The sequence below is a fragment of the Burkholderia sp. AU18528 genome (genome assembly GCF_002223215.2).
Lineage (GTDB): Bacteria > Pseudomonadota > Gammaproteobacteria > Burkholderiales > Burkholderiaceae > Burkholderia > Burkholderia semiarida.
On the sequence record NZ_NKFC02000002.1, the window covers coordinates 200,775 to 222,159 of the forward strand.

At 68.1% G+C, this 21,385-nt stretch carries 19 protein-coding genes and 1 riboswitch; of the genes, 13 read left to right on the forward strand and 6 right to left on the reverse strand.

Annotated elements, in window-relative coordinates; all coding sequences use genetic code 11:
• Positions 1-163: 163 nt before the first annotated feature.
• From flhB to metF, 8 genes are all read left to right on the forward strand, one after another.
• On the forward strand, positions 164-1,363 hold the full coding sequence (flhB, locus tag CFB52_RS01060) for a flagellar biosynthesis protein FlhB (RefSeq protein ID WP_099315953.1): 1,200 nt from the start codon (positions 164-166) through the stop codon (positions 1,361-1,363).
• Complete coding sequence (flhA, locus tag CFB52_RS01065) at positions 1,360-3,462, forward strand: flagellar biosynthesis protein FlhA (protein WP_059578127.1); 2,103 nt, start codon at positions 1,360-1,362, stop codon at positions 3,460-3,462. Before flhB ends, flhA begins: the two co-directional genes overlap by 4 nt.
• Entirely contained in the window at positions 3,459-5,249 is a 1,791-nt protein-coding gene (flhF, locus tag CFB52_RS01070; protein ID WP_099315954.1) for a flagellar biosynthesis protein FlhF, read from the forward strand. The genes flhA and flhF overlap by 4 nt, the downstream gene beginning before the upstream one ends.
• Positions 5,242-6,060, forward strand: a complete 819-nt coding sequence (locus tag CFB52_RS01075; RefSeq protein WP_059578133.1) for a flagellar biosynthesis protein FlhG — start codon at positions 5,242-5,244, stop codon at positions 6,058-6,060. The genes flhF and CFB52_RS01075 overlap by 8 nt, the downstream gene beginning before the upstream one ends.
• Before the next feature lie 22 nt (positions 6,061-6,082).
• Entirely contained in the window at positions 6,083-6,817 is a 735-nt protein-coding gene (locus CFB52_RS01080) for an RNA polymerase sigma factor FliA (RefSeq protein ID WP_006484033.1), read from the forward strand.
• Positions 6,818-6,912: 95 nt separating this feature from the next.
• Positions 6,913-7,031: riboswitch (S-adenosyl-L-homocysteine riboswitch) on the forward strand.
• Between the two features lie 32 nt (positions 7,032-7,063).
• Positions 7,064-8,482, forward strand: coding sequence for an adenosylhomocysteinase (gene ahcY / locus CFB52_RS01085; protein ID WP_059503304.1), 1,419 nt, complete (start codon positions 7,064-7,066; stop codon positions 8,480-8,482).
• Positions 8,483-8,579: 97 nt separating this feature from the next.
• Positions 8,580-8,933 (forward strand): phage holin family protein, encoded by a 354-nt coding sequence (locus CFB52_RS01090; protein WP_011882923.1) that lies wholly within the window; start codon positions 8,580-8,582, stop codon positions 8,931-8,933.
• Positions 8,934-8,967: 34 nt separating this feature from the next.
• On the forward strand, positions 8,968-9,798 hold the full coding sequence (gene metF / locus CFB52_RS01095) for a methylenetetrahydrofolate reductase [NAD(P)H] (RefSeq protein WP_059578135.1): 831 nt from the start codon (positions 8,968-8,970) through the stop codon (positions 9,796-9,798).
• Between the two features lie 104 nt (positions 9,799-9,902).
• On the opposite strand, the gene CFB52_RS01100 is transcribed toward metF, so the two are convergent.
• Positions 9,903-11,381, reverse strand: coding sequence for an amidase (locus CFB52_RS01100; protein WP_060008899.1), 1,479 nt, complete (start codon positions 11,379-11,381; stop codon positions 9,903-9,905).
• 79 nt (positions 11,382-11,460) lie between these two features.
• Complete coding sequence (locus tag CFB52_RS01105) at positions 11,461-12,153, reverse strand: dienelactone hydrolase family protein (protein ID WP_059578138.1); 693 nt, start codon at positions 12,151-12,153, stop codon at positions 11,461-11,463.
• A gap of 221 nt (positions 12,154-12,374) precedes the next feature.
• Here CFB52_RS01105 and CFB52_RS01110 point away from each other — a divergent pair, with 221 nt between their 5' ends.
• Together CFB52_RS01110 and CFB52_RS01115 are read left to right on the forward strand one after the other, a co-directional pair.
• Positions 12,375-13,457 carry a nitronate monooxygenase family protein gene (locus CFB52_RS01110; protein ID WP_089464469.1) on the forward strand — a complete coding sequence of 361 codons (1,083 nt, stop codon included), beginning with the start codon at positions 12,375-12,377 and terminating at the stop codon, positions 13,455-13,457.
• 441 nt (positions 13,458-13,898) lie between these two features.
• Positions 13,899-15,041, forward strand: a complete 1,143-nt coding sequence (locus CFB52_RS01115; protein WP_059578145.1) for a branched-chain amino acid ABC transporter substrate-binding protein — start codon at positions 13,899-13,901, stop codon at positions 15,039-15,041.
• A gap of 89 nt (positions 15,042-15,130) precedes the next feature.
• Here CFB52_RS01115 and CFB52_RS01120 read toward each other — a convergent pair whose 3' ends face one another.
• Positions 15,131-16,348, reverse strand: a complete 1,218-nt coding sequence (locus CFB52_RS01120; RefSeq protein WP_059578148.1) for an MFS transporter — start codon at positions 16,346-16,348, stop codon at positions 15,131-15,133.
• A gap of 239 nt (positions 16,349-16,587) precedes the next feature.
• On the opposite strand from CFB52_RS01120, the gene CFB52_RS01125 reads away from it, so the two are divergent.
• The 3 genes from CFB52_RS01125 (at position 16,588) to CFB52_RS01135 (ending at position 19,309) form a co-directional block, all read left to right on the forward strand.
• A complete protein-coding gene (locus CFB52_RS01125; protein ID WP_099315955.1) occupies positions 16,588-17,247 on the forward strand; it encodes a HugZ family protein in 660 nt (219 codons plus the stop codon).
• Between the two features lie 354 nt (positions 17,248-17,601).
• Positions 17,602-17,895: an H-NS family nucleoid-associated regulatory protein gene (locus CFB52_RS01130; protein WP_034209561.1), complete on the forward strand. Its 294-nt coding sequence runs from the start codon at positions 17,602-17,604 to the stop codon at positions 17,893-17,895.
• Positions 17,896-18,151: 256 nt separating this feature from the next.
• Positions 18,152-19,309 carry a cation diffusion facilitator family transporter gene (locus tag CFB52_RS01135; RefSeq protein WP_099315956.1) on the forward strand — a complete coding sequence of 386 codons (1,158 nt, stop codon included), beginning with the start codon at positions 18,152-18,154 and terminating at the stop codon, positions 19,307-19,309.
• A gap of 55 nt (positions 19,310-19,364) precedes the next feature.
• Here the strand turns inward: CFB52_RS01135 and CFB52_RS01140 are convergent, their stop codons facing one another.
• The 3 genes from CFB52_RS01140 to CFB52_RS01150 all read right to left on the reverse strand — a co-directional run bounded on the left by CFB52_RS01140 (position 19,365) and on the right by CFB52_RS01150 (position 21,215).
• Complete coding sequence (locus tag CFB52_RS01140; RefSeq protein WP_006477376.1) at positions 19,365-19,835, reverse strand: Lrp/AsnC family transcriptional regulator; 471 nt, start codon at positions 19,833-19,835, stop codon at positions 19,365-19,367.
• Positions 19,836-19,914: 79 nt separating this feature from the next.
• Complete coding sequence (locus CFB52_RS01145; protein WP_006483674.1) at positions 19,915-20,574, reverse strand: exonuclease; 660 nt, start codon at positions 20,572-20,574, stop codon at positions 19,915-19,917.
• Entirely contained in the window at positions 20,571-21,215 is a 645-nt protein-coding gene (locus CFB52_RS01150; RefSeq protein ID WP_060008793.1) for an MBL fold metallo-hydrolase, read from the reverse strand. Before CFB52_RS01150 ends, CFB52_RS01145 begins: the two co-directional genes overlap by 4 nt.
• Positions 21,216-21,385 lie beyond the last annotated feature (170 nt).

Here is a 21,385-nt window from a genome sequence, read left to right on the forward strand (position 1 = left end):
GCGCGTCGTTCCGCCCCCGCTCCGGCCGCGTTCGCGGCCGCTCGCCCGATTCCCCGAAATACCCCCCTTTCCCGGCTTTGCTCGACCGATCGGCGTTTGACGCCTCCATGAATAATCGGTGTCACTGAAAAACGGCATTCCGCCGTACCCGACTGGAGGCCCCGTGGCAGACGAGAGCGATCTCGACAAGACCGAAGCCGCCACTCCCAGGCGCCGCGAGAAGGCGCGCGAGGAGGGGCAGGTCGCGCGTTCGCGCGAACTGGCTTCGTTCGCACTGCTCGCGGCGGGGTTCTACGGCGCATGGCTGTTCGCGGGCCCGTCGGGCGCGCATCTGCAGGCGATGCTGCGCGGCGCGTTCACGTTCGATCGCGCGACCGCGTTCGACACCGACCGGATGCTGTCGGCGGCCGGCAGCGCGAGCCTCGAAGGCTTCGCCGCGCTGCTGCCGCTCCTCGCGCTCACCGGCGTCGCCGCGCTGCTCGCGCCGATGGCGCTGGGCGGCTGGCTGATTTCGCAGAAGACGCTCGAACTGAAGTTCGACCGCCTGAACCCGATCTCGGGCCTCGGCCGGATCTTCTCGATCCAGGGGCCGATCCAACTCGGGATGTCGATCGCGAAGACGCTGGTCGTCGGCGGGATCGGCGGCGTCGCGATCTGGCGCAGCAAGGACGAACTGCTCGGCCTCGCGACCCAGCCGCTCGGCGCCGCGCTGCCCGATGCGCTGCATCTGGTCGCCGTGTGCTGCGGCACGACGGTCGCCGGGATGCTGGTGGTCGCCGGGCTCGACGTGCCTTACCAACTCTGGCAGTACAACAAGAAGTTGCGCATGACGAAGGAAGAAGTGAAGCGCGAGCATCGCGAGAACGAGGGCGACCCGCACGTGAAGGGGCGGATCCGCCAGCAGCAGCGCGCGATCGCCCGCCGCCGGATGATGGCGGCCGTGCCGAAGGCCGACGTCGTCGTCACGAACCCGACGCACTTCGCGGTCGCGCTGCAATACACGGATGGCGAGATGCGCGCGCCGAAGGTCGTCGCGAAGGGCGTGAACCTTGTCGCCGCGCGCATCCGCGAACTCGCGGCCGAACACAACGTGCCGCTGCTCGAAGCGCCGCCGCTCGCGCGTGCGCTGTATCACAACGTCGAACTCGAGCGCGAGATCCCCGGCTCGCTGTACTCGGCGGTCGCCGAAGTGCTCGCGTGGGTCTACCAGCTCAAGCGCTTCCGTTCGGAAGGCGGCGCGTTCCCGGCGGTGCCGGTCGATCTCGACGTGCCGGCCGAACTCGACAAGGGCGCGTCGGTCGCCGCCGACGACGAACGTGAAGAAGCCGAAGACGCGCTCGGCCAGCAAGGGAACGCAGCATGAGCACCCCGACCACCGGCCTGTTCGCCAAACGCACGAACCCGTTCGCGGGCACCAACCTGCGCGCGCTCGCGGGCCCGATCCTCATCTGCATGATCCTGGGGATGATGATCCTGCCGCTGCCGCCGGTGCTGCTGGATCTGCTGTTCACGTTCAACATCGCGCTGTCCGTGATGGTGCTGCTCGTCAGCATGTACACGATGAAGCCGCTCGACTTCGCTGCGTTCCCGAGCGTGCTGCTGTTCTCGACGCTCCTGCGCCTGTCGCTGAACGTCGCGTCGACGCGCGTCGTGCTGCTCGAAGGCCACACCGGGCCGGATGCTGCCGGCCAGGTGATCGAGGCGTTCGGCCACTTCCTCGTCGGCGGCAACTTCGCGGTCGGCATCGTCGTGTTCGTTATCCTGATGATCATCAACTTCATGGTGATCACGAAGGGCGCGGGGCGGATCGCCGAAGTGTCCGCGCGCTTCACGCTCGACGCGATGCCCGGCAAGCAGATGGCGATCGACGCCGACCTGAACGCGGGCCTCATCAACGAGGAACAGGCGCGCAAGCGCCGCCTGGCCGTCTCGCAGGAAGCCGAGTTCTACGGGTCGATGGACGGCGCGTCGAAGTTCGTGCGCGGCGACGCGATCGCCGGCCTGATCATCATGGCGATCAACGTGATCGGCGGGCTGATCGTCGGGATGGTCCAGCACGACATGAGCTTCGCCGCGGCCGGCACCAACTACACGCTGCTGACGATCGGCGACGGCCTCGTCGCGCAGATCCCGTCGCTCGTGATCTCGACCGCGGCCGGCGTGATCGTGTCGCGCGTCGCGACCGACGAGGACATCGGCACGCAGATCACCGGCCAGCTGTTCACGAACCCGCGCGTGCTGAACATCACCGGCGCGATCATCGTGCTGATGGGGCTGATCCCCGGGATGCCGCACTTCGCGTTCCTCGCGCTCGGCGCCGGCGCGATCTGGCTCGCGCGCACGCAGACCCGGCGCGCGGCGGCCCGCAAGGCGGCCGGCGACGTCACCGACATCGCGCCGCCCGCCGTGCTGCCGGCCGACAGTCACGAAGCGACCTGGGACGACGTGCAGCTGATCGACCCGCTCGGCCTCGAGGTCGGCTACCGGCTGATCCCGCTCGTCGACAAGAACAGCGACGGCGAGCTGCTCAAGCGCATCAAGAGCATCCGCAAGAAATTCGCGCAGGAAATCGGCTTCCTGCCGCCGGTGATCCATATCCGCGACAACCTCGAACTGCGGCCGAACGCATACCGGATCGCGCTGAAGGGCGTCGAGATCGGCTTCGGCGAAGTGTTCCCGGGTCAGTGGCTCGCGATCAACCCGGGCCAGGTGACGGCCGCGCTGCCGGGCGCCGTCACGCAGGATCCGGCGTTCGGGCTGCCGGCAGTGTGGATCGACGTCGCGATGCGCGAGCAGGCGCAGGTGTACGGCTACACGGTGGTCGATGCGAGCACGGTCGTCGCGACCCACCTGAATCATCTGGTCGTCCAGCATGCGGCCGAGTTGCTCGGCCGCCAGGAAGTGCAGGCGCTCGTGGAGCGCACCGGCAAGGACGCGCCGTCGCTCGTCGAGGACCTCGTGCCGAAGACGATCTCGCTCACCACGCTGCAGAAGGTGCTGCAGAACCTGCTCGAGGAAGGCGTGCCGATCCGCGACATGCGCACGATCCTCGAGGCCGTGTCCGAGCATGCGGGCCGCGGCGACGCGTTCGAGATCACGGCCGCGGTGCGACTCTCGCTCGGCCGCGCGATCACGCAGCAGTGGTATCCGGGCAACGGCGAAATGCAGGTGATGGGCCTCGACGCGAATCTGGAGCGCGTGCTGTCGCAGGCGCTCGCCACCGGCGCGAACCCGGGCCTCGAGCCCGGCCTCGCGCACAACCTTCTGACCGGCACGCAGCAAGCGTTGCTGCGTCAACAGAATCTCGGGCTGCCGCCGGTGCTGCTGGTGCAGCACGCGCTGCGCGCGATGCTCGCGCGTTTCCTGCGCCGCAGCCTGCCGCAATTGAAAGTGCTGTCGTACGCCGAAGTGCCGGACACACGCACGATCAAAGTCGTTAACGTCATCGGGGGTTCCGCTTGAACATTCGCAAATTCACCGGCGCAACGAGCCGCGACGCACTTCGTCTCGTGCGCGAGGCGCTCGGCGCCGACGCGGTCGTGCTGTCGAACCGCACGCTCGATGACGGCAGCGTCGAAATCGTCGCACTCGCCGATTCGGATCTCGCCGCGGTGGCGCCGCCGGCCGCGCGGCCGCGCTTCGCTTCGCCGCGCCTGCCGGAATCCGTGCCGGCCGCCGCCGTGCCGGGCATCGTGTCGCGCCCGGGCATCGCTCCGCGCCCGGCCGTCAATCCGTATGCGGCGGGCGAAGGCGGGCTGCCTGACGTGTTCTCGTCCGTGTTCGGCGTGAGCGCCGACGCGCAAGAGGCTGACATGCAGGCTTCGTCGAGCGATGCGGACGCGCCGGCCGCCGCGCCGTCGATCGCCGCGCCTGCCGCCGGATCGCCTGCCGCAGGATCGCCTGCCGCCACTTCCGAACCCGCACCGTGGCTGGTCGAGCACGCGAAGCGCCTGACGCAGCAGCGCGACGCGCTGATCGCCCGTGCGCAGGCGCCGGTCGAGCCGCTGGCAAGCGCGCCGCAGCCCGCGGCCAGCGCGACGCCGCCCGACTGGGCCCGCGACATCGTGCGCGAGGCCCAACGCCGGATGCCGGCCGCCGGATCGCCTGCCGCCGGATCGCCTGCCGCCGGATCGCCGGCCGCCACGAAGCGCACACCCGACACGGGCGCCGCGTACGCGGCGAGGGCGGCGGACCGCACGCGCCTGCCCTCCGACGCGGCCGCCGCGGTGGCCGACGCGGTGAAGTCGCGCATCGAGCGGATCGTCAACGACACCGTGATGCACGAGCTCGGCGAGCTGCGCGGGATGATGGAGGAGCAGTTCGACAGCCTGATGTGGCACGACCGCCAGCGCCGCAGCGCCGTTCACGGCGCGCTGACGAAGCACCTGTTCGCGGCCGGTTTCTCCGCGCAGCTCGTGCGGATGCTGGTCGACAACCTGCCGGCCGGCGACGGCGCGCAGACCTTCGAGCAGGCCGCCGAATGGGCGCAGTCGGTGCTCGCGTCGAACCTGCCGGTGCTCGACAGCGAGGACGCGCTGATGGAGCGCGGCGGCGTGTTCGCGCTGATGGGGCCGACGGGCGTCGGCAAGACGACCACCACCGCGAAGCTGGCCGCGCGCTGCGTGATGCGCTTCGGCGCGAGCAAGGTCGCGCTGCTGACCACCGACAGCTACCGGATCGGCGGCCACGAACAACTGCGCATCTTCGGCAAGATCCTCGGCGTGCCGGTGCACGCGGTGAAGGACGCGGGCGATCTCGCGCTCGCGCTGTCCGAGCTGCGCAACAAGCACATCGTGCTGATCGACACGATCGGCATGAGCCAGCGCGACCGCGCGGTGTCCGACCAGATCGCGATGCTGCACGGCGCGAACGCACCGGTGCAGCGCCTGCTGCTGCTGAACGCGACGAGCCACGGCGACACGCTCAACGAAGTCGTGCAGGCGTACCGCAGCGCGGGCGAGCACCCCGACCTGGCCGGCTGCATCCTGACCAAGCTCGACGAGGCGACCCACCTCGGCGGCGTGCTCGACACGGTGATCCGCTACAAGCTGCCGGTTCACTACGTGTCGACCGGCCAGAAGGTGCCGGAGAACCTGTACGTCGCGTCGACCCGATTCCTGCTGAAGAGCGCGTTCTGCGTGCCGCGCGACGGCTCGCCCTTCGTGCCGCAGGACGACGACATGCCGACGCTGCTCTCCGCACTGACCGCGCGTTCCACCGCCGAGCTGCACGAGGTGCGATTTGGATAAACCGATCATCGATCAGGCCGAAGGGCTGCGCCGCCTGCTGGCCGGGCGCGCGTCGCGCATCGTCGCGGTGACGGGCGGGCCGGCGGGCGTCGGCTGCACGTCGACCGTCGTGAATCTCGCGGCGGCGCTCGCGTCGCTCGGCAAGGACGTGCTCGTCGTCGACGAGCGCGCCGACGTGCGCTCGGCCAGCGCGACGCTCGCCGGCGCGTGGCTGCGCGACGGCGCGCGCACGCGGGTCGCGGCCGGTTTCAGCCTGTGCGCGGCGGCGCGGCTCGCGCGCGCCGGCTACAGCGACGCGCAACTGAGCGACTTCATCGACGGCCCGGCCGACATCGTCCTCGTCGACGCGCAGCTCGGCGCCGATGGGTCGTTCTCGGCGCTCGCGCGCGAAGCGCACGACGTGCTGGTCGTCACGCGGGTCGCCGCGCAGGCGATCACCGAGGCGTATGCGTGCATGAAGCGGCTGCATTTCGCGCACGCGTTCGCGCAGTTCCGCGTGCTGACCAACCAGGTCGGCAGCCACGCGGACGCGAAGGCGGCGTTCGACAACCTCGCGGGCGTCGCGAACCGCTACCTGACCGTGTCGATCGCCGACGCGGGCTGCGTGAGCGCCGATCCGCTCGTCGAGCACGCCCGCGAATTGATGCATGCGGTGGTCGACGCGTTTCCGTCGTCGTCCGCCGCGCGCGACTACCGGCAGATTGCCGCCGACCTGTTGTACTGGCCGATGCGCCCGCGTTCGGGTGCGGGCCGCGCGGTCCACGCCGGCGGCAAGCCGTCGTACGAGGCGGGCGCGGCACACGCCGCGTGAGCGCCACCCGGAGGAGGGAGCCATGATGTACAACGCTCAAGGAAAGATGTCCCAGGCCGACGTGCTCGCGCAATACGCGCCGCTCGTGCGCCGCCTCGGATTGCAGCTCGTCGCGAAAATGCCGGCGAGCGTCGATCTCGACGACCTGATCCAGGCCGGCATGATCGGCCTGATGGACGCGGCGGGCCGCTACAAGGAAGACCAGGGCGCGCAGTTCGAGACCTACGCGACGCAGCGCATCCGCGGCGCGATGCTCGACGAGCTGCGCAGCAACGACTGGCTGCCGCGCAGCCTGCGCAAGACCTCGCGCGAGGTCGAGCACGCGGTGCACCAGGTCGAGCAGCACCTCGGCCGCTCGGCGAGCGAGACCGAGATCGCGCAGCACCTGAACATGCCGCTCGACGAATACCAGGGGATGCTGCAGGACCTGCACGGCAGCCAGCTCATCTACTACGAGGATTTCGATCGCGCGGCCGACGACGAGCCGTTCCTCGACCGCTATCGGGTCGATCACGCCGATCCGCTGTCGGCGCTGCTCGACGAACACCTGCGCGAGGCGCTCGTCGAGGCGATCGAGCGGCTGCCGGAGCGCGAGAAGCTGCTGATGTCGCTGTACTACGAACGGGGTCTGAATCTGCGCGAGATCGGCGCGGTGCTCGAGGTGAGCGAATCGCGCGTGTGCCAGTTGCACAGCCAGGCCGTCGCGCGCCTGCGCGCGCGGCTGCGCGAGCAGGCGTGGGTGGGCGCGGAGTCCTGACCCTCTGCCGACGGCGGCGGCGCGCCGGCGCCGCGCGCTCGCGCCGTATGCGGTGCTTGCGCATTTCGCGCGCCGATTTGCTACAATCCCCTCCGTTTTCCGAGGAGCGTTGCGACGGACCATCCTGCGTCCGCCAGGCTCGGAAGGCTTCACCAAGCAGCCGTGCGACGATTTTTTCGCGCCGGCCCCGCTTCCTGAACGGCGCTCACGTCACCAATCTAGAAACTTTTTAGAAAGGAGGGCGTGATGAACGCCATTATCGATTCCAAGGCTTCCCACGATTACGTCGTCGCCGACATGGCGCTGGCCGGCTGGGGCCGCAAGGAACTCAACATCGCCGAGACCGAAATGCCGGGCCTCGTGCAGATCCGCGACGAATACAAGGCGCAGCAGCCGCTGAAGGGCGCGCGCATTGCCGGTTCGCTGCACATGACGATCCAGACGGGCGTGCTGATCGAGACGCTGAAGGCGCTCGGCGCGGACGTGCGCTGGGCGTCGTGCAACATCTTCTCGACGCAGGACCACGCGGCCGCCGCGATCGTCGAAGCCGGCACGCCGGTGTTCGCGTTCAAGGGCGAGTCGCTCGACGAATACTGGGAGTTCTCGCACCGCATCTTCGAATGGCCGAACGGCGAATTCGCGAACATGATCCTGGACGACGGCGGCGACGCCACGCTGCTGCTGATCCTCGGCTCGAAGGCCGAGAAGGACCGTTCGGTGATCGCGAAGCCGACCAACGAGGAAGAAGTCGCGCTGTACAAGTCGATCGCCGCGCACCTCGACGTCGACGCGAACTGGTACTCGAAGCGCCTCGCGCACATCAAGGGCGTGACGGAAGAAACCACGACCGGCGTGCACCGCCTGTACCAGATGGAAAAGGACGGCCGCCTGCCGTTCCCGGCGTTCAACGTGAACGATTCGGTCACGAAGTCGAAGTTCGACAACCTGTACGGCTGCCGCGAGTCGCTTGTCGACGGCATCAAGCGCGCGACCGACGTGATGATCGCGGGCAAGGTGGCGGTCGTCGCGGGCTACGGCGACGTGGGCAAGGGCTGCGCGCAGTCGCTGCGCGGCCTGGGCGCGACCGTGTGGGTCACCGAAATCGATCCGATCTGCGCGCTGCAGGCGGCGATGGAAGGCTACCGCGTCGTGACGATGGAATACGCGGCGGACAAGGCCGACATCTTCGTGACGGCCACCGGCAACTACCACGTGATCAATCACGATCACATGAAGGCGATGCGTCACAACGCGATCGTCTGCAACATCGGTCACTTCGACTCGGAAATCGACGTCGCGTCGACGCGCCAGTACCAGTGGGAAAACATCAAGCCGCAGGTCGACCACATCATCTTCCCGGACGGCAAGCGCATCATCCTGCTGGCCGAAGGCCGCCTCGTGAACCTCGGCTGCGCGACCGGCCACCCGTCGTTCGTGATGTCGAATTCGTTCGCGAACCAGACGCTCGCGCAGATCGAACTCTTCACGCGCGGCGACCAGTACGAGAACAAGGTCTACGTGCTGCCGAAGCATCTCGATGAAAAGGTCGCGCGCCTGCACCTCGCGCGCATCGGCGCGAACCTGTCGGTGCTGTCGGACGAGCAGGCCGCGTACATCGGCGTGCAGAAGGACGGCCCGTTCAAGCCGAACCACTACCGCTACTGATGCGCTGCCGCCGCCGCGCCGTGCGTGCCCGTCGCGGGCCGCGCGCCGCGGCGGCGCTCACCGATCGTACCGATCGACAACCGAACCGGAGCCCTCCATGAGCGTCATCCTCACCTGGGTCATCAACGCGCTCGCGCTGCTGATCATCACGTACCTCGTGCCGTCGATCCACATCAAGAGCTTCGGCACTGCTTTGATCGTCGCGGTCGTGCTCGGGCTGATCAACACGGTGATCCGGCCGGTGCTGATCCTGCTGACGCTGCCCGTCACGATCGTCACGCTCGGGGTGTTCATCCTCGTCGTGAACGCGCTGTGCTTCTGGTTCGCGTCGTCGCTGCTGAAGGGCTTCGAGGTGTCGGGGTTCTGGTCCGCGTTCTTCGGTTCGATCCTGTACAGCATCGTGTCGTGGCTGCTGTCTGCCCTGATCTTCGGCCAGCGCGACATCGGCTGAGGGCCGGCGGGCGCAGGCCCAACCCCATCGAATCATGAAACCGATCGAACTCTCGTTTGAATTCTTCCCGCCGAAGACGGCGGACGGCGTCGAAAAGCTGCGCGCCACGCGCGCGCAGCTGCTGCCGCTGAAGCCGAAATTCGTCTCCGTGACGTTCGGCGCCGGCGGCTCGACGCAGCAGGGCACGCTCGATACCGTGCTCGACATGCAGAAGGACGGCCTCGAGGCCGCGCCGCACCTGTCGTGCATCGGCTCGTCGCGCGACAGCCTGCGCGCGATCCTCGACCAGTACCGCTCGCACGGCATCCGGCACATCGTCGCGCTGCGCGGCGACCTGCCGTCGGGGATGGGCGCGGTCGGCGAGCTGCGCTATGCGTCGGAGCTCGTCAGCTTCATCCGCGCCGAGCACGGCGACTGGTTCCACATCGAGGTCGCAGGCTACCCGGAGTACCACCCGCAATCGCGCTCGCCGAAGGCCGATCTCGAGAATTTCGCGCGCAAGGTGAAAGCCGGCGCGAATTCCGCGATCACGCAGTACTTCTTCAACGCGGATGCGTATTTCCGCTTCGTCGACGACGCGCGCAAGCTGGGCGTGGACGTGCCGATCGTGCCGGGCATCATGCCGATCACGAACTTCTCGCAGTTGATGCGCTTCTCCGAGATGTGCGGCGCCGAAGTGCCGCGCTGGGTCGCGCGCCGGCTCGAGAGCTTCGGCGACGATCGCGAGTCGATCCGCGCGTTCGGCGCGGACGTCGTCACGGGCCTGTGCCAGCGCCTGATCGACGCGGGCGTGCCGGGGCTGCACTTCTACACGCTGAACGCGGCGGTCGCGACGCGGACGATCTGCGAACGGCTCGCGGTGTAAGCGCCGTCACGCGGTTGCATGCGTGAAAGCCCCGCCGGTTTGCGCCGGCGGGGCTTTTTCATGGTTCATCGAGCAGTGCGACGCGCGGCGCAAACGCGCGCGCGTCAGCGCTGCGCCTGCATCAGCGGCGGGCGGCGGTCGAACCACGGCCGCGCCTGTTCGAGCTGCCGCGCGAGCCGGAGCAGCAACGCGTCGTCGGCGTGGCGCGCGGCGAACTGCACGCCGATCGGCAGCCCGCGCGCGTTCCAGTACAGCGGCACCGACATCGCCGGCTGGCCGGTCAGGTTGAACAGCTCGGTGCAGCCGGCCCACGCGAACGCCTTCTCCGACGACTTCGCGAGCATTTCCTTCAGCAGCGGCTTCACCGGCAATGCGGCGACGAGCTTCATCTGCGCGGATTCGAACGGCGTCGGCTGCAGTTCGCCGATCTTCACCGGCGGCCCCGCGAGCGACGCGCACAGGATCGCGTCGTAGCGCGACACGAGGCCCGCGACCTGCACGGTGAGCTGGCGCTGCCATTCGAGCACGTCCGCCAGCCGCGTGCGCGCGAGGCGGCGGCCGACCACGGCCATCGCCCACGTCGCGGCCTCGAATTCGCCGCGCCGCGGCGCGCGGCCCGTCAGTTCGCGCGCGCCGAGCACCATGTCCTCGGCGATCGTCGCCCACAGCGTGAGGAAGGTTTCGGCCGCGCGCGCGTAGTCGATCGGCAGCGTCGCCGGCTCGACGTGATGGCCGAGCGATTCGAGCAGCGCGGCCGCGTCGTCGAGCGCCGCGCGCGTGTCGGCCGCGAGCGCCGGCGCGAGCATCGGATCGGCGACGAGGCCGATCCGCAGCGGGCCGGGCGGCGTATCGAGCGCGCCGAGGAAGGTGCCGGGCGCGCCGGGCGGCCGCGTCTGGCCGGTCGTCACGTCGAGCAGCAGCGCACTGTCGCGCACGCTGCGCGACACCGCGTGCTGGACGACGAGTTCGCCGTTCGACGGCAGGTCGACGAGCACCGGATTGCGGCTCGGCTTCAGGCCGAACAGCCCGCAGCACGACGCCGGAATGCGGATCGAGCCGCCGCCGTCGGACGCATGCGCGAGCGGCACGATGCCGGCCGCGACGGCCGCCGCCGCGCCGCCGCTCGAGCCTCCGGGCGTGTGGTCGAGGTTCCACGGGTTGCGGCACGCGCCGAACAGCGCCGGTTCCGTGTACGGCATCTGGCCGATTTCGGACGTGTTGGTCTTGCCGAATATGTTCAGGCCCGCCGCGCGGCTGCGCGCGATCACTGGCGAATCGTCGGCCGGCACGAAGTACCGGTAGTGCCGGCTGCCCATCGACAGCGGCAGCCCGGCGACCGCCGCGCCGAGATCCTTGACGAGATACGGCACGCCCGCGAACGGCGTATCGGCGCCGGGTGCGGGCGCGGTCGCCGCACGCGTGCGCGCGGCTTCGTAGTCGTGCAGCACGATCGCGTTGATCGCGCCGTTGACCGCTTCGGCCTGGCCGATCGCGGCGTCGAGCAGTTCGCGCGGGCTGGCCTGGCGGTCGCGCACGAGCGCGGCGAGGCCGATTGCGTCATGCGCGAGATAGTCCGAGTGCATCGCGGTCACCCCCGTTGTGACGCGTGGCGATGGTGCGAGCATAACGCGGGCCCGGCGTGCGGGCCCGCGGCCGTGCTTCTTAAAGATGCTCGGCGAGGAACGTCAGCGTGCGACCGTGCGCGAGCGCCGCCGCGCGCTGGTTGTACGATGCGCGGTCCGTGCAGTTGAAGCCGTGCTCGGCGCCCGGGTACACGTGGAACGACGCGTGGCCGCGGCCGGCGAATGCGGCCTTCACCTGGTCGACGGCGTCGAGCGGAATGCCGTGGTCGTTTTCCGCGTAGTGGAACAGGATCGGCTGCGTGATCTGGCCGGCGAGGTCGAGCGCGTTCTGGATGCCGCCGCCGTAATAGGACACCGCCGCGTCGAGCTTGCCGGTCGCGGCCGCGCGATACGCGAGCTGGCCGCCGAAGCAGTAGCCGATCGCGGCGAGCTTGCCGGCCACTTCGGGACGGGCGCGCAACGCGTCGGCCGCCGCGACGATGTCCGCGACCGCGAGACCCACGTCGGTCTTCTTCAGCAGCTCGATGCCCTTGTCGCGATCCGCGCCCTCGTAGGTCAGCTCGACGCGCGGCTGCGTGCGCCAGAACACGTCGGGCGCGAGCGCGACGAAGCCGTCGGCCGCATACTGGTCGGCGACCGCACGGATGTGCGCGTTCACGCCGAAGATCTCCTGGATGATGATGACGGCAGGCCCCTTGCCGCGCTTGGGCAGTGCGAGATAGCCGCCGAAGCTGTCGTTACCGGTCGGGATGTCGATCCATTGGGCAGTCACGTTCTGAACTCCTGGCGTGCGGGGTGCGGGAGGCGCCCCGGAGTGATAAGAGGCGGCCTAGTGTGCCACCAATCGCCCGCTGCTGCAGCGCACGCGGGCGCTTCTCGCGCAGCGATCGTTTCGATCTCGATTATTCATTTTTCGGCGCCGCGCCGCTTCGATAAAGTCGATGTGCCGGCCTTTACAAAGCGCTTTCGCGCACCGTCATCGAAGGATTCGCCATGTCTGCCCGCTCGTTTTCCACGCCCTTTTCCGAACGCTTCGGCCTGCGTCTGCCGCTCGTGCAGGCGCCGATGGTCGGCGCGACCACGACCGCGATGGTCGCCGCCGCATCGAATGCCGGTGCGCTCGGCAGCCTCGGCGCCGGCGCGCTCGCACCGGAGCGCATCGGGACGGAAGTCGCCGCGATCCGCGCGGCGACCGATCGCCCGTTCGCGATCAACCTGTTCGTCTTGCCCGATGAAGTCGCGCCGGACGCGGCGACCGTCTCGCGCGCACTCGCGGCGATCGACCCGCTGAACGCCGCGCTCGGCCTGCCGCCGGGCACGGCGCCTGCGCGCTACGCGCCCGATTTCCGCGCGCAGCTCGATGCGCTCGTCGCGCTGCGCGTGCCGGTCGCGAGCTTCACGTTCGGCGTGCTCGACGCGGCCGACGTCGCCCGCCTGAAAGCCGCCGGTACCTATGTGATCGGCACCGCGACGCACGTCGCCGAAGGGCTCGCGTGGCGGGCGGCCGGCGCCGACGCGCTGTCCGCGCAGGGCGCCGAGGCGGGCGGCCATCGCGGCACCTTCATCGGTTCGGCCGCCGACGCGCTGATCGGCACGCTCGCGCTCGTCCCGCAGCTCGTCGACGCGACGGGGCTGCCGGTGCTCGCCGCGGGCGGCATCATGGACGGCCGCGGCATCGCGGCCGCGCTCGCGCTCGGCGCGCAGGGCGCCCAGCTCGGCACCGCGTTTCTCACGTGCGCGGAAAGCGCGATCGCGGCGGACTGGAAGGCGCGCCTGCTCGCGAGCGCCGATACGTCGACGCAGGTCACGCGCGCGATCACCGGCCGTCATGCACGCGGGCTGCGCAACACGCTGATGGCGCGGCTCGGCGAGCACGAGGCCGACGCCGCGCCGTATCCGGTGCAGAACGCGCTGACCCAGCCGCTGCGCCAGGCCGCCGCGCGCGCGAACGACGGCGACTATCTGTCGCTGTGGGCCGGCCAGGGCGCGCCGCTCGCGCGGCGGCGCGGCGATGCGCTGACGACGGCGCAACTGATCGCCGCGCTCGACGCCGAATGGCGCGCATCGGCTGCCTGAACACCGCTTCGGCCGCTTGAACCATTCATGTCATCGGGCGACGAAACGCGCGTGGTGTCACGCGCGTTTCATTCAATGATCCAGGTCACAAAATACCGAATCGAAATGCCTCCGGGAATGGGCTGAAACGACCTTTCGACGGATCGCCGTGAATTAGCGGAAACCCTTATCCGGCGGGGCCTGCAGCGATATTCGAGTCATTTCTCCAAAGCGCCGATATCGGTAGTGTTACCACTACCCCAAAAAAGTCCCACAAATTAATTTGATCACCTACACTTGCGCGCAAGTACGGGCGGGCGGCTGCTAAAAGCGGCTGTTTTCACGTGCTTGAGGCCAAGTGCATGAAGGATGCAACCGGCGAATCGTCCAGTGATTGCAAACACAGGGATGGCAGCGGGGCACCGGGCGATGGCGTTTATTGGGACCGAACTGGAGACTTACATGAATATCAAGATGCAAAAGCTGTTGCCGATCACCGCAGCGGCGATGCTGTGTGCTGCAGCTGCAAGCAACGCGTCCGCCGATCAAGTCGTCAAGATCGGCCACGTCGCGCCGTTGACGGGCGGCATTGCACACCTGGGCAAGGACAACGAAAACGGCGCGCGTCTCGCCGTCGAGGAACTCAACGCGAAGGGTCTCACGATCGGCGGCCAGAAGATCACGCTGCAACTCGACCCGCAGGACGACGCCGCCGACCCGCGGCAGGCGACGCAGGTTGCGCAGAAGCTCGTCGACGACAAGGTCGTCGCGGTGGTCGGCCACCTGAACTCCGGCACGTCGATCCCGGCCTCGAAGATCTACAGCGATGCGGGCATCGTGCAGATCTCGCCGTCGGCGACCAACCCGGCGTACACGCAGCAGGGCTTCAAGACCACGTACCGCGTGGTCGCGACCGATGCGCAGCAGGGCCCGGCACTGGCGAACTACGCGCACTCGAAGGGCATCAAGAGCGTGGCGGTGGTCGACGATTCGACCGCGTACGGCCAGGGTCTCGCGAACGAGTTCGAGAAGAAGGCGAAGGCGCTCGGCCTGAAGGTGATGTCGCATGACGCGACCAACGACAAGGCGGTCGACTTCCGCGCGATTCTGACCAAGATCAAGGGCGAAAACCCGGACGCGATCATGTACGGCGGCATGGACGCCACCGGCGGCCCGTTCGCGAAACAGGCGAAGCAGCTCGGCCTGCGCGCGAAGATCTTCGCGGGCGACGGCGTGTGCACGGAGAAGCTGGCCGACCTGGCCGGCGACGCGACCGACAACATCGTGTGCTCGGAAGCCGGTGCCTCGCTCGAGAAGATGCCGGGCGGCGCGGCGTTCAAGGCGAAGTACGAGAAGCGTTTCGGCCAGCCGATCCAGATCTACGCACCGTTCACGTATGACGCCGTGTACATCATCGCCGACGCGATGAAGCGCGCGAACTCGACGGACCCGGCGAAGATCCTCGCGGCGATGCCGGCGACGAAGTACACGGGCGTGATCGGCACGACGACGTTCGACTCGAAGGGCGACCTGCAGCACGGCGTGATCTCGCTGTACAACTACAAGAGCGGCAAGAAGTCGCTGCTCGACGAAGTGAAGATGTAACGCGGCAAGCGGCCGACAGAAGGGGTGAAAACGCGCATGCGGCAACGCATGCGCGTTTTCTTTTGGGGCCGGCGGGCGTCGGCGGGCCGTCAGATCTTCAGGTGCGCGAGCACCCTCGGCGCGACGAGTGCGACGAGCGCCGCGCACAGCGCGACGACCGACAGGCCGACCGTCAGGTTCGCGGCCTGCGCGACCGCGCCGATCACGACCGGACCGAACAGCAGACCGAAATACGCGAGCCCGGCCACGTGCGCGAGCCCTTCGGCCGCGTGGATGCCCTTCACGCGCGCGGCGGCCGCGAACAGCACGGGCATCATGTTGGCCAGCCCGAGGCCCATCAGCGTGAAGCCGGTGAGCACCGCGGCCGGGTACGGCAGCAGCAGCGCGCCGATCATCCCCGCGCAGGCGAGCGACGCGCTCGCGAACACGAGCTGCGGCGCGCCGAAGCGTGCGCGCACGGCGTCGCCCGCGAAGCGCGCGATGGCCATCCCGCCCGAGAACGCCGCGTACGCGGCGCTCGCGAGCGCCGGGCTCGCCGCGACGACGTCGCGCATGTAGACCGTCGCCCAGTCGTACATCGCGCCTTCGGCGATCAGCGCGATCAGCGCGATGCCGCCGAGCATCCACAACGCAGGCGAGCGCCAGCGGTTGCCGCCGCCGTGCGCGTGCTCGTGATGCGGCACGTGCGGCAGCACGGCCGGGCTCGCGGCCACGAGCACCGCGGCGCTCACCGCCGCCGCGAGCGCGAGATGCGCGACGGGCGCCATGCCGGCCGACAGCAGCGCGCCGCCGGCCGCCGCGCCGGCCATCCCGCCGATGCTGAACATCCCGTGCAGCGACGACATGATCGGCTTGCCGAGCGCGATTTCGACCGCGCTGGCCTCGGCATTCATCGCGACGTCGAGCGTCGCCATCGAGAAGCCGAACAGCGCGAGCACCGCGATCAGCATCCAGTAGTCGGGCACGACGAGGATCAGCGCCGCGCACGCGGCCATCACGAGCCCGCCGGCGAGGCACGCGGTGCGCGAACCGACACGCGCGATCCAGCGCGCGATGGTCAGCATCGCGGCGATCGACCCGCCGGCGACCGCGAACAGCGCGATCGACAGCAGCCCGGGGCTCAGCGCGAACTTGTCGCGCACGGTCGGCACGTGCACGCCCCACGACGCGTACATCATGCCGGCGACGAAGAACAGCGCCATCGATGCCGTGCGCGCGCGCTGGCGGGCCGGCAAGGGCAGCACGCGGTGCGCGTCGGGCGGCGCGGCGAACGGAGACGACGATTCGGGGGAGGAGGATTCGGACACGGGAAGGCTCGTCAGGGAAATGCGCGGGCGCGGGCGGCGCCGGTCGGATTTGTCCGATTCTATCGAACCGCTTACGATCCTGCCGGGCGCTGGCCGTTCGGCCGAGGCGCGGGCGATCGCGCCATCCCGCGGCGGCGTCCCCGATGGCGCATTGTCCATCCGGCCGATGCGCGGCGCGCGGCGCCCGCGGGTAACATCGAAACCATCCCCGACGCCGCTTTTTCACCGCAGGAGTCCCCTTGAACATCGATCCCGCCCTCGCCTTGCATCTGCTGCACCGTTGCGCGTTCGGCACGCTCGCCACCCATACGCGCGAACCGCAGGGCTTCCCGTATCCGACGGTCGTCCCGTTTGCGCCCGATGCAAGCCATCGGCCCGTGATCCTGGTGAGCGGCCTGGCCGAGCACACGCGCAATCTGGCCGCCGATCCGCGTGCGGGCTTTCTCGTCGTCGATGCAGGCGGCGACGATGTCCTGGGCGCCGAGCGCGCGACGCTGCTGGGCCGGTTCGTGCCGCTCGGCGACGATCCGCACGTCACCGCGCGCTACCGGCGCTACGAGCCGGACGCCGAGCGCTATCTGGCGCTCGGCGATTTCGCGTTCTGGGCGCTCGAGATCGAGCGGCTGCGCCATATCGTCGGGTTCGGGCGAATGGGCTGGGTCGACGGCACGCGTCTCGATACGCTGCCGCCGCTCGCGTTCGACGACGAACAGGCGCTGTGGCATGCCTACGACACGAGCGACGCACGCCGCGACGGGCTCGACCTGCTCGGCGTCGATCGCCATGGCGCGGACTGGCGATGCGACGGCCGCCGCGTGCGTACGCCGTTCGACGCGCCGTTGGCCGATACCGCGGCGTTGCGCGATCGGCTGATTGCCTGCGCCCGGGATGTGACGTGACGTCGCGGGTCAGGATTTGTCCGGTTAGCGAACGGCGTCATGTAGTTTTCGCAAAACTGTCGTCTGATGAAAGCTTTGATTTTTTCGAATGCGGGTAATTGCGTATGTTGATAGACCGAATAGCCAATCGCTAATGTCCTAATCTCTGTACGGGAGCGTGAAAATTTGAGAAAAGGCCGCGGCCGGTCAAAATGACATGTGCGAATTACAATGCGTCTCAGGATTTTCATGAATCTCGCTTCTATCAAATCTTTTTTGTGCTAATCTCTGCCTTCGAAAATCCGAGGCACATATATTTCATGAATGGTGAGCTGGCTGCAGACCGGCGCCATTGGTCAGATAGAAAGGGAAACTATGTCTTCTTACAAGGACCTGCTGGCCCAGCGGGAGAAGCTGGAGAAGCAAATCGAAGAAGCGAAGTCGCGTGAATACGCTGAAGTACTGAATGACGTGAAGCAGAAAATTGCCGACTACGGCTTTTCGCTCGCCGAACTCGGTCTCAGCCGCGCGAAGGCCGGCAAGGTCGGCCGTCCGCGCGCTGGCGTGGCGGCAAAGTACCGCGATCCGGAAACGGGCGCGACGTGGTCGGGCCGTGGCAAGCCGCCGCGCTGGATCGCCGGCAAGAACCGCGACCAGTTCGCGATTTAAACGTTCGTTCAGATTGCCCGCTCTTCGAAAGAGCCGCGTATCCGTCGAGGAGCGCGGCTTTTTTGTTTTCGGGCTGCCGGCGGCCCGCGTCGGCGCTGTCACGAAAATGTAAGAATCCGGTGTGAATGAAAATGCGACACGTTCGCATAAGCGATTGATTTAAATGGGAAATTTGTGGGTATTGGAAGGGCGCGCGGCGCGTCTTTGATAGAATTGCGTATCGCACACCGATGCGCACACCGATATCTCATATTTCATGTCCACGTTTTCCGGCGACGCGCAGAGCGCAGATAAGCACGCCGTTGCGCGCAAGAGCACGCTCGTCAGTATTGTGCTGAATGTCGTACTTGCGACATTTCAGATCGTCGTCGGCGTGATTGCGCATTCGCAGGCATTGATTGCCGACGGCGTGCATTCGATTTCCGATTTGATCTCGGATTTTGTCGTGCTGGTTGCGAATCGGCACAGCGGCGCGTCGCCCGATGCCGACCACAATTACGGCCATAGCCGCTACGAGACGGTCGCGTCGCTGTTTCTCGGCGCGATCCTGATTGCGGTCGGTATCGGCATGCTCTGGCGCGCCGGCGACCGGCTCGTTAATCTCGAAAATATTCCGGCCGTGCATTTTTCCGCGCTGATCGTTGCGCTGACGGTGCTCGTGTCGAAGGAAGCGCTGTTTCGCTACATGCTGCGCGAAGCGCGGCGCGTGCGCTCGGCGATGCTCGTCGCGAACGCATGGCATGCGCGTTCGGATGCCGCGTCGTCGCTCGTCGTCGCGATCGGCATCGTCGGCAGTCTGGCCGGCGTGCGGCTGCTCGACCCGATCGCGGCGGCGATCGTCGGCTTCATGGTCGCGCGCATGGGCTGGACGTTCGGCTATGACGCGTTGCAGGACCTTTCCGACCGCGCGCTCGATACGGCCGACACGGCCGAGATTCGCGCGCTGCTCGTCGCGACGCCCGGCGTGCGCGACGTGCACGACCTGCGCACGCGGAAGATGGGCGATGCCGCGCTCGTCGATGCGCACATCCTCGTCGATCCGAAGATCTCCGTCTCCGAAGGGCATTACATCGCCGAGACCGCGCGTGCGCGCGTGCTGTCCGACCCGCGCGTGCTCGATGCGCTGATCCATGTCGACCCGGAGAACGACGCGGCGCGGCGCCCGGCGCTCGCGCTGCCGCCGCGCGGCGAGCTCGCGGCGCGGCTCGAGGCCGCGCTCGCGCAGCGCGGCCTGCGTGCGGCGGCGATCAACCTGCATTACCTGAGTACGGGGCTCGAGGTCGACGTGACGCTCGACAGCGACCCGCGCGACACCGACGCGGCGCTGGCCGGCCGGCTCGACGTCGAGACGCTGAAGCGCGAGTTCGGTGCGCGCCGGATCAGCTTCACGCGTACGTTGCCCGCGGCGACGTGACCGGCAGGTAGCCCGCGACCGCGGACGCGGCCCGCCGCAGCGGCAGGCCCGCGCGTTACAGCGGCAATTGCGTGTCGAACTTGATTTCGCGCAGCACGACGCTCGTGCGCACCTGCGACACGGCCGGGATCTTGAAGATGCGCTCGTGGAGGAACACGTCGTAGGCCTTGATGTCCGGCGCGACGATCTTGAGGATGTAATCGGCTTCGCCGGTCGTGCTGTAGCACTCGGTGACTTCCGGGCAGGTCGCGATCTCGCGCTCGAACTGCTCGACGCCGCCCTCGTTGTGGCGCGTCAGGTGCACGTGCGCGAGCGCGCAGACGTGCAGGCCGAGCTTCTCGCGATCGAGCAGCGCCGTGTAGCGCTGGATCACGCCCGACTGTTCCATGTCCTTGATGCGGCGCCAGCACGGCGTGCTCGACAGCCCGACCTGGTCGGAGATTTCCTGAACGGAGCGGCGCGCGTCGAGCTGCAACAGGCGAAGGATTTTTTGCGAAAAGGAATCGAGCGTCACCTGCGCCTCCATGCGGCAGCTACAACACGCTGAATGTTAGAGGGCTGGGAAAGGAAAGGCAATCTGGCGACGCGTCGCTGAGCGAGATTCGCTAATTTGCTCGCGGATCCGTGGGATTTTGTCCCGCCCCCGCGCTTTCCGACCGGTCGGTATCCGACACCGCGAGGCCCGCCAGCGCGGCCTGCTGCCGGCGCAGGTCGGCGAGCATGTTGCAGAACAGCGCGCCTTGCTCGATCGCGTCGTCGAGCGCGACGTGCGTGTGCGGATGGTCGTCGAACCAGTGCTTCGGAAAGCGCGGCTTGATCGCCTTGCGGTACGGCAGGCCCGTCATCGCGAACGCGAGCGTCTTGATGTCGAGCGCCGACCACGAGAACGGGCAGCGCCCCGCGAAGCGCATCATGTACCAGAACATGAACGTGAAATCGAAGCCGGCCGGCATCGCGACGAACACCGGCTTGCCGGGCAGCGCCTCGACCCATTCGACGTAGGCGACCAGCGCCGCCTCGGGCGTCTGCAGATCGCGCCGGCACGCGGCCCAGGCTTCCGGCTCGGTCTTCCACCACGCTTCCTGCACCGGGTGCGCGTGCGCGCCGGGCAGCGTCTCGAGGTTCGCCGAGAACGTCGCGATCAGCTGCTTGTCCTCGGTATAGGCGGCCGACGCGAAGCTCAGCATCGAGTGCGGGCCGGGAATCGGGCCGTCGGCCTCGACGTCGGTGCTGACGTAAATTTCCGGGATGGCGGTCTGGTTCATCCGAATACCTTGTCGGACACGAACGGGTTCGTGCGGCGCTCGTCGCCGAACGTCGACACGGGGCCGTGGCCGGGCACGAACGTGACGTCGTCGCCGAGCGGCCACAGCTTTTCCTTGATCGAACGGACGAGATCCTCGTGATTGCCGCGCGGGAAATCGGTCCGGCCGATCGAGCCCGCGAACAGCACGTCGCCGACGATCGCGACGCGATGCGCGCGGCTGAAGAACACCACGTGGCCGGGCGTGTGGCCCGGGCAGTGATAGACCTCGAGCGTTTCGTCGCCGAACTGCACGGTGTCGCCGTCGTTCAGCCACCGGTCGGGTTCGAAGCTGTCGGCGGCCGGAAAGCCGAAGCGCTCGCTCTGCGTCGGCAGCTTCTCGATCCAGAAGCGCTCTTCTTCCTGCGGCCCCTCGATCGGCACGCTGTAGCGCGTCGCGAGCGTCTTGGCGCCCGCGCAGTGATCGATGTGCCCGTGCGTGAGCAGCACCTTGTCGACCTGCACGTTCTGCCGCGCGATTTCCTGTTCGATCCGGTCGAGATCGCCGCCCGGATCGACGACGGCGGCGCGGCCCGTCTTCTCGCAGACGAGCAGCGAGCAATTCTGCTGGAACGGCGTGACCGGAATGAGCGTGACTTTCATGGAGGCACCGGCGGCTAAAAGGAGCGATTGTACCGGTCGTGCGCGCGGCCTGCCGTGCGTGCGACGCACCCCGAGGTGCACGCATCAGGGCATTCCCGGAGCATGCCGATTGTTACAGCCATAGCGAGAATCAATGGTCCGCCGGGGACCCTTTTCGAGACAAGGTTTTG